Consider the following 12432-nt stretch of genomic DNA (forward strand, 5'->3'; position numbering starts at 1 on the left):
GCCGCGCCGTGCGTGCCGGCGGCGATTGTCAACGATGGTCAGATGGCCCGCCCCACCCGGTATGGGGCCGGTGGCGCTACTGCATGCCCGTGGGTGCCGGCGGCTGGATGATGGCCGGCTCCACGAAGATCTGCGCCGCATCCACCGCATCGAAGCGGTACTGCTGGCCACAGAACTCGCAGCCCACCTCGATCTCGCCGCGCTCGGCCAGAATGCTCTCGGACTCCGCCGCGCCCAGGTTGCGCAGCATGTTGCCCACGCGCTCGCGGCTGCAGGTGCACGCAAAGCGCGGGCCCGTCTCGCCCTCCTGGGGCGTGAAGCGCACCAACTTTTCCTCCCAGAACAGGCGGCGCAGGATGGTGTCCACGTCCAGGCTCAGCAGTTCCTCACGCGTCAGGCTGGCGGCCAGGTGGGCGATGCGGTTGTAGTCTTCGTTGTGGCCGATCTGGTCTTCGTTCTCACGGTGCGTGAGGCCGGCGGCCAGATTGCCCTCGCCCTTGATGGGCATGCGCTGGATCAGCAGGCCGGCGGCCACCGTCTCGTTGGCGCCCAGCACCAGCACGGTGTCGAGCTGCTCGGACTGCAGCATGTAGTGCTGCAGCACGTCCGACAGGCGTTCGAGCTTTTCATGGTGGTCGCCGTGCAGCGGCACCACGCCCTGGTAGGGCTGCTGGCCGGGGTGGCGGTTCTTGGGGTCCAGGGTGATGGCGCAGCGCCCGCCGCCGGCTACATTGACCATCTGGCTCAGGCGCGCATCGGCCGGCACCTCGCTGGTGACCGTGGCGGTGGCGCGCAGGGACAGGTCGGACTGCACCTCGGCCACGGCCAGCTTCACCGGCCCGTCGCCGAACACCTGCAGCACCAGCGCGCCATTGAACTTGATGTTCGACTGCATCAACACGCCCGCCGCCGCCATCTCGCCGAGCAGCTCGGTGACCGGGGCGGCGTAGGCGCCGGTGGCCGAATTGCCGGCGCGCCGGCGCAGGATGTCGGTCCAGGCGTCGGTCAGGCGCACGAGCATGCCGCGCACGGGCAGGCCATCGAAGAGGAATTTGTGAAGTTCAGACACGCGGGGGGGTTCCGTTGAAAAGTCGGGGTGCAGCCAAGGATCAGCCCACCCGGTGCAGGCCGCTCTGGAAGCGGCGAGCATTGTCGATGTAATGCTGCGCGCTCTGGCGCAGGCCCTCGATCTGCTCGGGGCTGAGTTCGCGCACCGCCTTGGCGGGGCTGCCGATGATCATGGAGCCATCGGGGAACTCCTTGCCCTCGGTCACCAGCGCGCCAGCACCCACCAGGCAGTGCTTGCCGATCTTGGCGCCGTTGAGCACGATGGCGCCGATGCCGATCAGCGACTCGTCGCCGATGGTGCAGCCGTGCAGCATGACCTGGTGGCCCACCGTCACGCGCTCGCCCACCACCAGCGGCTTGCCGATGTCGGCGTGCAGCACGCTGGCGTCCTGGATGTTGGAGCCCGCGCCGATGGTGATGCTTTCCGTGTCGCCGCGCACCACGGTGCCGAACCAGACGCTCGCGTCCTCGCCCAGCACCACATTGCCGATGACCTGGGCGCTGTCGGCCACCCAGGCCGAAGCGGCCACCTGGGGGATCGCACCATCGAGTTCGTAAATCGCCATACCGCAGACTCCAGACAGAAAAGAAAATGTTGCCCGCATCGGGGCCTGCCAATGGTTACAAAGCGTTTGCGGCGTTGCGGATGGCAGGGCCTAGAATTGTAAGGATGGAGCTACGCCAACGTGCACTGCAGGTCTTGTGCCTTGCGGACCCCGAACAAAAAGCGGCGCAGTCGCTCAGCCTGCACGCACAGGCTGCTCAGCTTTCAATAGCAGACAAAGCCCCTGAAGGCCCTGCGGACCCGGGCGTTCTGCCCGGCCGCCCGGAGCGCCCGGCGCTGCTGCGGCATACCGAGCTGGCCCGCCGCTCCCCCGCCACGCCCGAAGGCCGGGCCATCTTGCTGCACGCCATCGCCCACATCGAGTTCAACGCCATCAACCTGGCGCTCGACGCCATCTGGCGCTTCGATGGCATGCCCGGCGCCTACTACCTGGACTGGCTGCGCGTGGCGGCCGAGGAGGCCACCCACTTCAACCTGCTGCGCGCGCACCTGCGCACGCACGGCCATGACTATGGCGACTTCCCGGCCCACCAGGGCCAGTGGACCATGTGCGAGAAGACGCAGGACGACGTCGTGGCGCGCATGGCCCTGGTGCCGCGCACGATGGAGGCACGCGGCCTGGACGCCACCCCGCAGATCCAGCGCAAGCTGCGCCAGGTGGGCACGCCCGATGCGCTGGCCGCCGTGGACATTCTCGAGATCATCCTGCGCGACGAAGTGGGCCATGTCGCCATCGGCAACCACTGGTACCGCTGGCTGTGCACGCGCCAGGGGCTGGAGCCCGAGGCGCACTACAGCGTGCTGGCGCGCCGGTACGAGGCACCGCGCCTGAAGCCGCCGTTCAACGATGCCGCCCGCCGCGCCGCCGGTTTCACCGACACCGAGCTGCAATGGCTCCAGCAGGGCTGAGCGGACTGCTCGGACACCCGAACTTCCCTACAATGCCTCGCGCCCTTCGCCCCACCATGTTCCGCCAACGCCACCACGATCCATGCCCTCCCACCCTGCCAATGGAACCACCTACCCCGCCAGCTTTGCACCTGGCCAGTCTCCCGTGGCAATGATCGCGCGCCAGGCCATCGTCAATGGCCAGCAGATCGTGGTCGGCTACGAGCTGTTCAACCGCTCGCGCACCGAAGCCTCCCACACGGCGGCCAGCGACGTGATCCTGATCTTCAATGCCCTCTCGCATGCGGGCACCGAAGAACTCGTGGGCAAGAAGCTGATCTTCGTGAATTGCACGCACGAGAGCCTCTCGGGCGGCCACCTGGAACTGCTGGACCCCGACAAGGTGGTGCTGGAGATCCCGCCCCTGGGCCACGCGGCCGCCGACGAGGTGCAGGCACGCCTGCCCATCCTCACCGGCCTGCGCGACCGCGGCTTTCACCTGGCGTTCAACCACACGGTGCTGCAGTCGACCTATGCGCCCTGGCTGCCGCTGGCCGACTACATCAAGCTCGACCTGTCGGTGCTGGCGGCCGACCAGTTGGCGGTGCTGATCAGCTATGCCGGGCGCCACTCCCAGGCCGAGCTCATCGCCGAGAAGGTGGAAACCGCCCAGCAGTACGACATGGTCTCCACCCAGGGCGTGCAGCTGTTCCAGGGCTACTGGTTCGCCCGCCCGGCGCTGGTCGAGGCGAAACTGCTCACGCCCGCGCAAAGCAGCATCATCCAGCTGATCAACCTGGTGCGCCAGCAGGCCAGCACCGACGAGATCGAGGAAGTGCTCAAGAAGGATGCGGGCCTGGCCTTCAACCTCATGCGCCTGATCAATTCGGCCGGCTTCGGCATGAACCGCGAGATCACCTCCTTCCGCCAGGCGGTGATGCTCATGGGCCTGAAAAAGCTCTTCCGCTGGGCGGCCCTGCTGCTCACGGCCTCGCGCACCAGCGGCGCACCCTCGTCCGTGGGCCAGACCGCCGTGGTGCGTGGGCGCCTGATGGAACTGCTGGCGCTGGAGACGCTGCCGCCCGACGAGGCCGACCAGGCCTTCGTCGTGGGCATCTTCTCGCTGCTGGACGTGATGCTGTCCATCCCCATGGAGTCGGCCATCGGCCTGCTCAACGTGCCCGAGGCCTCCGCGGCCGCGCTGCTGCGCCGCGAGGGCTTCCTGGGCGACCTGCTGAACCTGGCCGAGGCCTGCGAATCCAGCGACGACGCCATATTCCACCGCGCTGCGGGCACCCTGCACCTGTCCAGCCAGCAGATCAACCTGGCCCACCTGCAGGCCCTGGCCTGGGCCGACCAGCTCACCGAGGATTGACCCTGCCGCACCATGGCGTGCATTTTGCATACAGGGAGATTGCTGCAGGGGGTCTAGAATCTGGCACAGAACCTCCTCGCCTACTTTCATTCCAAGCGCTCCATGTCGACCACCCCTGAACAAGCCGCCTCCGAAGTCGACCTGACCCAGGAGAACGTCGAAGACAGCAACCTGGCCATCATCGCGCGCCAGCCCATCGTGGACCAGCACCGCGCCGTGTATGGCTACGAGCTGTTCGACCGCTCCACGGCCAGCGCCTCGCACACGGCGGCCAGCGATGCCGCACTGCTGTTCAACGCGCTGTCCTATGCGGGCACCGAAGCCCTGGTGGGCAAGAAGACCGTCTTCATCAACTGCACGCACGACAGTCTGGCCGGCGGCCACCTGGAGTTGATCCATCCCGAGAAGGTGGTGCTCGAAGTGCCACCGCTGCCCGACGGCGCCACCCAGGAAGAGATCGACGGCCGCGTGCCCGTGCTCGAATCGCTGCGCGCCCGCGGCTTTCGCCTGGCGTTCAACCAGCATGCCCTGCGCCGTGCCTATGCCAGCTGGATGCCGCTGGCAGCCTACATCAAGCTCGACATGCAGGCCTTCAAGCCCGAGCTGGCAGGGCCCCTGGTCAAGTTTGCCGGCAACTACGCCAAGGCCACGCTGGTGGCCGAAAAGGTGGAGACGCCCGAGCAGTTCAAGATGATGCTCGACCTGGGCGTGAAGCTGTTCCAGGGCTTCTGGTTCGCCAAGCCCTCGCTGGTCAAGGCCACGACCATCCGGCCCTCGCAGGCCACCATCATCCAGCTCATCAACCTGGTGCGCAAACAGGCCAGCACGGCCGAGATCGAAGACCTGCTCAAGAAGGACCCCACGCTGTCCTTCAACCTGCTGCGGTTCATCAATTCCTCGGGCTTCGGCCTGTCGTGCGAGATCACCTCGTTCCGGCACGCGGTGATGATCCTGGGCCTCAAGAAGCTGTTCCGCTGGGCGGCGCTGCTCATGACCACCTCGCGCGCCGATGGCTCGCCGCCGGCCGTGGGCCAGACCGCCGTGGTGCGCGGCCGCCTGATGGAGCTGCTGGCCACCGAACTGCTGCCGCCCGAAGAATGCGACAACGCCTTCGTGGTGGGCGTGTTCTCGCTGCTGGACACCATGCTCAACGTGCCCATCGAGAAGGCCCTCGAATCCGTGGCCCTGCCCCAGCCCGTGACCGACGCGCTGCTGCACAACACCGGCGTGTTCGCCCCTTTCCTGGAGCTGACCAAGGCCTGCGAGAGCGGCGACGAGGTGGTGTTTGCGCGCACGGCCGAGGCCCTGCACCTGTCCAACCGCCAGGTCAACTGGGCCCACCTGCAGGCGCTGACCTGGGCCGAAAGCCTGAACGCAGACTGACCGCGCACCGACCGCACCATGCGACAAGGGGGAGCCAATGGCTCCCCTTTTGCATTCTTCGGGCGCTTACTGCCCTTTGATGCCCGCCGCGCGGATGATGCGCAGGTTGGCCTCGGACTCGGCGGCGATGCGCTTGCCGAAATCCGCCGCCGTGCCGCCCAGGGGCACGTTGTCGGAGGCGTCGAGCTTGGCGCGCACGTCGGGCAGGGCCAACACCTTGTTGATCTCGGCATTGAGCCGGGCCACCACGGCGGCCGGCATGCCCGCCGGGGCAAATACCCCGAACAGCGAAGACAGATTGGCCGCGCCCTGGCCCAGCTCGGCCAGGGTGGGCACCTCGGGCAGGGTATCGAGCCGGTCCGGGGCACCCACGGCCAGGGCCTTGAGCTTGCCGGCCTTGATGTGCTGCAGCACGGCCGGCCCGGCGTTGGTGGAGAGGATCTCGAACTGCCCGCTGAGCGCGTCGTTCATCTGCTGGCCGCCGCCCTTGTAGGGGATGTGCGTCATCTGCACCCCCGCGGTGTGCATGACCTGCTCCAGCATGATGTGGCCCAGCGATGCCTGGCCCGAGGTGGCCCAACGGATGCTGCCCGGCTTTGCCTTGGCCTGTGCCAGCAGGTCGCGGAAATCGCGCGCAGTGCTGGCCGGCGTGCCCAGCAGCAGCACGGGCGAGTACATCACGGTGGCCACGGGCACGATGTCCTTGGCCGGATCGAACGGCGATGCGCCCAGGTGCGGGTTCAGCGCCAGCGGACTGATGGCGGCAAAGCCCAGGGTGTGCCCGTCCGTCGCCTTGGCCACGGCATCCAGGCCGATGCTGCCGCTGGCACCGGCCTTGTTCTCGATCACCACGGGCTGGCCCAGCGGGCCCGCCAGCTTGTCGGCCAGCAGCCGCGCCACCACATCGCTCACGCCACCCGCAGGGTAGGCCACGACGATGCGCACGGGCCGCGTCGGCCAGGCGGGCGCCTGGGCATGCGCCAAGGCGGGCGCCAACAGCAGCACGGCACTGCCGGCCAACCCTCCCAGCGCAGCGCGCCGGCCGGGGTTGACGGTATGGTTGTCGAATTCCATGTTCAGTCCTTTTTCTGGATTCAATATCTCGAGCGATTGTGGCCCGATCACCCGCGCGGATGGTGCTGCGCATGCAGCGCCTTGAGCCGCTCGCGCGCCACGTGGGTGTAGATGGTGGTGGTGGAAATGTCGGCGTGCCCGAGCAGCAGCTGCACCACGCGCAGGTCGGCACCGTGGTTGAGCAGGTGGGTGGCGAAGGCATGGCGCAGCGTGTGCGGCGACAGCGGCGTGGTGATGCCGGCCACGGCCGCCCACTTCTTCACGATGACCCAGAACATCACCCGCGTCATGCCCGCGCCGCGCTGGGTCACGAACAGGTCGTCGGTCTGCTGGCCCGCGAGGATGGTGCTGCGCGCCTCGGCCAGGTAGCGATCGAGCCACCGGCGCGCCTCTTCGCCGAAGGGCACCAGGCGCTCCTTGCTGCCCTTGCCCATGACGCGCAGCACGCCTTCGTTGAGCCCCAGTTGGAAGGTCTTGAGCGTGACCAGCTCGGTCACGCGCAGGCCGCTGGCATACATCAGCTCCAGCATGGTGCGGTCGCGCAGGCCCAGGGGGTTGCCCGGGTCGGGCGCGGTGAGCAGGGCCTCCACCTGCGCCTGTGACAGGGTCTTGGGCACGCGCAGGGGCTGGCGCGCTGCCTGCAGGCGCACGGTAGGGTCGGCGCTGATGCGGCGCTCGCGCAGTGCCCAGTGGAAGTAGCGCCGCAGCACCGTGAGGCGCCGGTTGGCCGAGGTCGCGCGGGTCTTTTCATGCCGTGCCACGAAGTAGCCCTGCAGGTGCTGCTCGGCCGTGCCATCCAGGGCCAGTTCGGGATGGTGCTCGGCCAGCCACTGTACATACAGCGTGAGGTCGCGCCGGTAGGCGGCCAGGGTGTTGCGCGAAAGGCCGTCCTCCAGCCACAGGGCGTCCACAAAGGTATCGATCGCGTTCAGGCTGGCGGTGAGCATGTAAAAACGATAGCACGTAAAAAAGCCACCCGGAGCAACGGGCGGCTTTTCGGCGAGCGCGAAGGGCGCTTATTCGAGCGCCAGCTTCTGCTTGGCCACGACGTCCTTGTAGACGCCGAACTCGGCTTTGATCTGTTCGGCGAACTGCTCGGGCGTGTTGCCGATCACGATGGAGCCGGTGTCCTCGATGCGCTTTTTCACGGCCGGGTCTTCCAGGGCCTTGCGCACGGCGGCGTTGACCTTGTCCACCACGTCCTTGGGCAGGCCCTTGGGGCCCAGGATGCCGTAGTAGGCCATGCGGTTCACGGGCTCCAGGCCCATTTCCTTGAACGTGGGCACGTTCGGCAGGGCGGTCACACGCTGGGGTGCCGCCACCACGATGGGCACCAGGCGGTTTTCCTTGATGAAGGGCAGTGCCGAGGGCAGGTTGTCGAAGATCATCGGTACCTGACCGGCCACCGTATCGTTGAGCGCCGGGCCTGCGCCGCGGTAGGGAATGTGGGTCACGAAGGTGCCCGAGAGGCTTTTGTACAGCTCCATCTGCAGGTGGCCGATGCCGCCCGTGCCCGACGACGAGTACGAGTACTTGCCGGGCGACTTCTTGAGTTCGGCCACGAAGGCCTTGTAGTCTTTGGCGGGAAAGCTCGGGTGCACCGCAATGATGTTGGGCGTGGCCGCAATGTTGATGATGGGCGTGAAATCGGTCAGCGGGTTGTACGGCGTCTTGGGGTTGATGGCCGGGTTGGCTGCCGTGGTGGACACCGTGGCCACGCCCAGGGTATAGCCATCGGGCGCCGAGCGCGCGGTTTCACTGGCACCCACGATGCCGCCGCCACCGGCCTTGTTCTCGACGATCACGCTCTGGCCCAGGGCCTTGCCCAGCGGGTCGGCGATCACGCGCGCAATGATGTCGGTGGTGCCACCGGGTGCGAACGGCACCTGCAGTTTGATGACCTTGTTGGGGTAGCCCTGGGCTGCCGCAGATCCTGCGGCGGCCACCAGCGTCAGCGCGAGCCATTGACGACGATGCATTGATTTCTCCTTCATGAGGGGGATGACAGACAGCGGTGATGGTATGCGCAATGGCAGCCATCCCGCCCTATGGATTTCACATAGGTGCTTACCCGTGGACCGTGCGGCGTCTCGGGTATTCTCGGAGTGTGAATTACGCCCAGCTCCTGCTCCCCGATTTCTCCCTCATTCTGTGCGGTTATCTGGTGTGCCGCTTCACCGCGCTGAACCGCGCCGTGTGGCAGCCGGTCGAAAGCCTGGTGTACTACCTGCTGTTTCCGGTGCTGCTGTTCCAGTCCATCGTCAAGAGCCCGGTGGACATCGGCGCCGCCTCGGGCCTGATCGCCGCCGGCATGCTCACCGGCATTGCCGGCATTGCCCTGGCCTACAGCCTGCCGCACTGGCCCTGGCTGGGCAAACGGCTGGACCTGCGCGACCATGCGGCCAGCGCGCAGATCGCATTCCGCTTCAACTCCTTCATCGGCCTGGCGATTGCCGAGCGGCTGGCGGGCGCGCAGGGCCTGCTCATGATCGCCGTGCTGATCGGCGTGTGCGTGCCGCTGTTCAACGTGGCCGCCGTGTGGCCCATGGCGCGGCAGGGCGAGCATGGCTTCGTGCGCGAGCTGGCGCGCAACCCGCTGATCGTGGCCACGCTCTCGGGCCTGGCGGCCAACCTGCTGGGTTTCCAGATCCCCGGCTGGATCGAGCCCACCGTCACGCGCATCAGTGCCGCCTCGCTGGCCCTGGGCCTGATGGCCGCCGGCGCGGGCATGCAGTTCGGCCTGCTCACGCGCGGCAAGGCGCTGAGCATCTCGGTGCTGGCCATACGCCACCTGGTGCTGCCCGTGATCGCCTTCGGCATGGCGCACCTGTTCGGACTGAACCCGGTGCAGGCGACCGTGCTGCTGGCCTTCTCGGCCCTGCCCACGGCCAGCACCTGCTACGTGCTGGCCGCGCGCATGGGCTACAACGGCCCCTATGTGGCGGGGCTGGTGACGCTGTCCACCCTGCTCGGGGTGGTGAGCCTGCCGTTTGCGCTCGGGGTGCTGCGGTGAGGACCGCGCAGACCCTTGCGCGCCGACGCATTCTGGCTGCGGGCTTGCTCACGGCAGCCCTGGTGCCGCTGGCCGGCTGCGGGCGCAAGCCGCCCCGCGCCCAGGCCATCCCGCCAGGGGCCACCGTGCTCGCGCTGGGCGACTCGCTGACCTCGGGCGTGGGCGCCTCCGCCGAAACCGCCTACCCCGCCGTGCTGCAGCGCCTGACGGGGTGGAAAGTCGTCAACGCAGGCGTCTCCGGCGACACCTCGGCCGGGGCCCTGCAGCGCCTGCCGGGGCTGCTCCAGCAGCACCGACCGGCCCTGGTGATCGTCAGCATCGGCGGCAACGACTTCCTGCGCCGCCAGAGCGCCAGCGCCACGCGCACCAACGTGCACAGGATCTGCGCCGACGCGAAGGCCGGCGGCGCGCAGGTGCTGCTGGTGGCGATACCCGAGCTCACGATCCTGGCCACCCTGGGCCAGTTGAGCGACCATGCGATGTTCGAAGACATCGCCAAGGAGTTGGAAGTCCCCCTGCACCGCAAGGGATGGTCCGGCGTGCTGGCCGACGCCAAGCTGCGCTCGGACAACATCCACGCCAACGCAGCCGGTTACGAGCTGTTCACCCAGGGGCTGGTGGACACCCTGAAGGACACCGGGCTGCTCGCCCGGTAGGTTGCGGGATCAGGCGATCAGGCGCAGCGCCGACTCCCAGGCCATCTGCGCGTGGGACAGCCCCTCTTCGCGGTTGAACTGCGCTGCCGTGCGCTCGCACACCGCCACCGGCGGGTAGGTGATGGTGCGGCCGCCCGCGAGGGCCTTGGTCTGCGCCTGGCAGGCGCGCTCCAGGAAGTAGATGTTCAGGAACGCTTCGGCGATGGTGCGCCCCGCGGCCAGCAGGCCGTGGTTGCGCAGGATCATCACGCGGTGCGCGCCCAGGCTGGCCACCAGGCGCTCGCGCTCCTCCAGGTCCAGGGCGATGCCCTCGTAGGCGTGGTAGCCGATATGGCCATAGAACTTGAGCGCATGCTGGGTGATGGGCAGGAGCCCCTCCTCCTGGCACGACACGGCAATGCCATCGGCCGTGTGCGTGTGGATCACACAGGCCAGGTCATGGCGTGCCATGTGCACGGCAGAGTGGATGGTGAAGCCCGCCGCATTCACGCGCTCGGCCGCATCGCCGGCCTCCACCGCCGCGCCACTGGGGTCGATCTTCACCAGGTCCTCGGGCCGCATCTCGTGGAACAGCACGCCGTAGCGGTTGATGAGGAAGTGGTCCGGCGTGCCCGGAATGCGCGCGCTGATGTGCGTGTCGATCAGATCCGTCATGCGAAAGTGCGCAATGAGCCGGTACAGTGCCGCAAGGTCGCGCCGGGTCTGGGTTTCGGCATCCAGGGATGCCGCGGGTTCGTTGGTGGTCATGGTGGTGTGCTGGTTTGCAGTGGTCGTCAGGCCGGCGCCAGGTCCGGCTGCTGGCGGATCAGGGCCGCCACGGCCAGGCTCTGCGCATCGCCCTGGGCCTCCAGCGCGGCGATCACGCCCAGGCGGTCGGCCACGGACTTGTCCTGGTTGAGCTTCATCTTGCCCTCGATGCGAGCGATGGGAATGCGCACGGCTGCAATGGCGCGCAAGCGCGATGCGGTATGGTCAGTGGGCACGCCTTCAAAGGTCCATTCACCGCCCAGCGGCGTGTCGTAGGTGGCCACGGTGCGCGTGAGCACCGCATGGATCGCTGCCACGTCTTCCACCACTTCGGGCGTGCCCTGCACGTGGATGGCGGTGTAGTTCCAGGTCGGGAAGGTCAGCCGATTGGCATACCAGCTCGGCGAGATGAAGGCGTGCGGGCCCTGGAAAATGACCAGTGCCGGAGCGCCGGCCTTGAGGTCATGGTATTGCGCATTGCCACGCGCCAGGTGCGTGGTCAGCAGGCCGTGCGGCCCGCCCTCCTCGTCCACCAGGAACGGCAGGTGCGTGGCATTGAGCCCCTGCGCGCCATGGGTCACCAGGGTGGCGAAGCTCCACGCGCGCATGCGCGCACGCAGCAGCGGCTCGTCCTTTTCCGCATAGGCGGGGGGCGTGTACATGGCGCGGCCCCTTACGCGTGCTGGTGGAACCAGCGCACCGTGTCGTCGAAGGCCACGCCCGCGACGTCGGCCACCGAGACGGCTTCGAGAAAACTGTGCACCGTGCCCTTGTAGACCTTGAAATCCACGTCCACGCCCTCGGCCTTCATCTTGGCCACCATGTCGACGTTGCCGTCGTACAGCGGATCGCACTCGGTGATCACCAGGAAGGCCGGCGGGATGCCGCGCAGGTCGGCATCGAGCAGGTTCATGCGCGGGTCGGTGTAGTCCTCCTTGCGGCCCAGGTAGTTGCGGTAGAACCAGACCATCATGTGCAGCGACAGCCCGTAGTCGCCCGCGCCGTAGCGCACCACCGAGTCCTGGTACAGGTCGGTGCTGAAGCCCGTGTAGTTGAGCACCATGCCGCGGATCGGGCTTGGACCCTGGTCGCGAAAATGCAATGCCGTGCACAGCGAAAGGTTGCCGCCCGCCGAGTCGCCGCCGATGAAGAACTGGTCCTTGTCGAAGCCGATCTCGCCGGCATGGGCGATGAGCCAGTCCACGGTGTCGATGCACTCCTCGATCGGCTGGGGGAACTTCGCATCGGGCGCACGCGTGTAGTTGATGCCGATGACCACGATGCCGGCCCGCTCGGCGTACTCGCGCATCAGGCGGTCGTGCGTGTCCACGCTGAACAGCACGAAGCCACCGCCGTGGATGTAGAAGAAGGCGCCGGGCATGCGCTGCTCCTTGGGGTAGTAGGTGCGAATCATCACCTCGCCGTGGCGCGTGGGCACCTGGCGCTCGGTGGTGCGTGCCATCACCGGCCCGCCCGCAGTCCAGGGTGCGCGCACCTTCTCGGCGATGTCGCGGCCTTCGGCGATGGACACCGTGTCGCGGCGCGGGAACTTCGACGCATCCGCCGCCATGCGCTGCACGAACAGCTGGACTTGCGGATCGAGGGGCGCAGGCTTTGCGCCCTGGGTGGATGCAGCGAAGGCGGGGTCGAGCTGGTTCATGTT

General features: G+C 67.6%; 13 protein-coding genes. 5 read left to right on the top strand and 8 right to left on the bottom strand.

Annotated elements, in window-relative coordinates:
* Nucleotides 1-76: 76 nt before the first annotated feature.
* Entirely contained in the window at nucleotides 77-1069 is a 993-nt protein-coding gene (locus U5N23_RS27920) for an Hsp33 family molecular chaperone HslO (RefSeq protein WP_322595964.1), read from the bottom strand.
* Nucleotides 1070-1109: 40 nt separating this feature from the next.
* Nucleotides 1110-1634 carry a gamma carbonic anhydrase family protein gene (locus tag U5N23_RS27925; protein WP_322595965.1) on the bottom strand — a complete coding sequence of 175 codons (525 nt, stop codon included), beginning with the start codon at nucleotides 1632-1634 and terminating at the stop codon, nucleotides 1110-1112.
* 104 nt (nucleotides 1635-1738) lie between these two features.
* Between U5N23_RS27925 and U5N23_RS27930 the strand changes: the two genes are divergently transcribed.
* From U5N23_RS27930 to U5N23_RS27940, 3 genes are all read left to right on the top strand, one after another.
* Complete coding sequence (locus U5N23_RS27930) at nucleotides 1739-2542, top strand: ferritin-like domain-containing protein (protein WP_322595966.1); 804 nt, start codon at nucleotides 1739-1741, stop codon at nucleotides 2540-2542.
* Between the two features lie 82 nt (nucleotides 2543-2624).
* Entirely contained in the window at nucleotides 2625-3896 is a 1272-nt protein-coding gene (locus tag U5N23_RS27935) for an EAL and HDOD domain-containing protein (protein ID WP_322595967.1), read from the top strand.
* 102 nt (nucleotides 3897-3998) lie between these two features.
* Nucleotides 3999-5279 carry an EAL and HDOD domain-containing protein gene (locus U5N23_RS27940; RefSeq protein WP_322595968.1) on the top strand — a complete coding sequence of 427 codons (1281 nt, stop codon included), beginning with the start codon at nucleotides 3999-4001 and terminating at the stop codon, nucleotides 5277-5279.
* 66 nt (nucleotides 5280-5345) lie between these two features.
* Here U5N23_RS27940 and U5N23_RS27945 read toward each other — a convergent pair whose 3' ends face one another.
* From U5N23_RS27945 to U5N23_RS27955, 3 genes are all read right to left on the bottom strand, one after another.
* Complete coding sequence (locus tag U5N23_RS27945) at nucleotides 5346-6353, bottom strand: tripartite tricarboxylate transporter substrate binding protein (RefSeq protein ID WP_322595969.1); 1008 nt, start codon at nucleotides 6351-6353, stop codon at nucleotides 5346-5348.
* Between the two features lie 47 nt (nucleotides 6354-6400).
* Nucleotides 6401-7300 (bottom strand): site-specific tyrosine recombinase XerD, encoded by a 900-nt coding sequence (gene xerD / locus U5N23_RS27950; RefSeq protein ID WP_322595970.1) that lies wholly within the window; start codon nucleotides 7298-7300, stop codon nucleotides 6401-6403.
* Between the two features lie 69 nt (nucleotides 7301-7369).
* Entirely contained in the window at nucleotides 7370-8332 is a 963-nt protein-coding gene (locus U5N23_RS27955) for a tripartite tricarboxylate transporter substrate binding protein BugE (protein ID WP_322595971.1), read from the bottom strand.
* Nucleotides 8333-8460: 128 nt separating this feature from the next.
* Between U5N23_RS27955 and U5N23_RS27960 the strand changes: the two genes are divergently transcribed.
* Both U5N23_RS27960 and U5N23_RS27965 read left to right on the top strand, forming a co-directional pair.
* Nucleotides 8461-9366, top strand: coding sequence for an AEC family transporter (locus tag U5N23_RS27960; RefSeq protein ID WP_322595972.1), 906 nt, complete (start codon nucleotides 8461-8463; stop codon nucleotides 9364-9366).
* A 44-nt stretch (nucleotides 9367-9410) separates the two neighbouring features.
* The gene (locus U5N23_RS27965) at nucleotides 9411-10022 is read left to right on the top strand and encodes a GDSL-type esterase/lipase family protein (RefSeq protein WP_322595973.1); all 612 of its coding nucleotides are present in this window, start codon (nucleotides 9411-9413) and stop codon (nucleotides 10020-10022) included.
* A gap of 9 nt (nucleotides 10023-10031) precedes the next feature.
* On the opposite strand, the gene U5N23_RS27970 is transcribed toward U5N23_RS27965, so the two are convergent.
* The 3 genes from U5N23_RS27970 to U5N23_RS27980 are packed head-to-tail and all read right to left on the bottom strand — an operon-like array spanning nucleotide 10032 to nucleotide 12429.
* Entirely contained in the window at nucleotides 10032-10769 is a 738-nt protein-coding gene (locus U5N23_RS27970) for a class II aldolase/adducin family protein (RefSeq protein ID WP_322595974.1), read from the bottom strand.
* 26 nt (nucleotides 10770-10795) lie between these two features.
* The gene (locus tag U5N23_RS27975; RefSeq protein ID WP_322595975.1) at nucleotides 10796-11431 is read right to left on the bottom strand and encodes an FMN-binding negative transcriptional regulator; all 636 of its coding nucleotides are present in this window, start codon (nucleotides 11429-11431) and stop codon (nucleotides 10796-10798) included.
* Nucleotides 11432-11442: 11 nt separating this feature from the next.
* Nucleotides 11443-12429 (bottom strand): alpha/beta hydrolase fold domain-containing protein, encoded by a 987-nt coding sequence (locus U5N23_RS27980; RefSeq protein WP_322595976.1) that lies wholly within the window; start codon nucleotides 12427-12429, stop codon nucleotides 11443-11445.
* Between the last annotated feature and the right edge of the window lie 3 nt (nucleotides 12430-12432).

This window comes from Acidovorax sp. (genome assembly GCF_034519795.1).
GTDB lineage: Bacteria > Pseudomonadota > Gammaproteobacteria > Burkholderiales > Burkholderiaceae_C > Acidovorax.

Excerpts from the sequence above, each read along its gene's own strand:
- U5N23_RS27925 (WP_322595965.1), bottom strand. The coding sequence starts at position 1,634 with ATGGCGATTTACGAACTCGATGGTGCGATCCCCCAGGTGGCCGCTTCG.
- U5N23_RS27930 (WP_322595966.1), top strand. The coding sequence starts at position 1,739 with ATGGAGCTACGCCAACGTGCACTGCAGGTCTTGTGCCTTGCGGACCCC.
- U5N23_RS27935 (WP_322595967.1), top strand. The coding sequence starts at position 2,625 with ATGCCCTCCCACCCTGCCAATGGAACCACCTACCCCGCCAGCTTTGCA.
- U5N23_RS27940 (WP_322595968.1), top strand. The coding sequence starts at position 3,999 with ATGTCGACCACCCCTGAACAAGCCGCCTCCGAAGTCGACCTGACCCAG.
- U5N23_RS27945 (WP_322595969.1), bottom strand. The coding sequence starts at position 6,353 with ATGGAATTCGACAACCATACCGTCAACCCCGGCCGGCGCGCTGCGCTG.
- xerD (WP_322595970.1), bottom strand. The coding sequence starts at position 7,300 with ATGCTCACCGCCAGCCTGAACGCGATCGATACCTTTGTGGACGCCCTG.
- U5N23_RS27955 (WP_322595971.1), bottom strand. The coding sequence starts at position 8,332 with ATGCATCGTCGTCAATGGCTCGCGCTGACGCTGGTGGCCGCCGCAGGA.
- U5N23_RS27970 (WP_322595974.1), bottom strand. The coding sequence starts at position 10,769 with ATGACCACCAACGAACCCGCGGCATCCCTGGATGCCGAAACCCAGACC.
- U5N23_RS27975 (WP_322595975.1), bottom strand. The coding sequence starts at position 11,431 with ATGTACACGCCCCCCGCCTATGCGGAAAAGGACGAGCCGCTGCTGCGT.
- U5N23_RS27980 (WP_322595976.1), bottom strand. The coding sequence starts at position 12,429 with ATGAACCAGCTCGACCCCGCCTTCGCTGCATCCACCCAGGGCGCAAAG.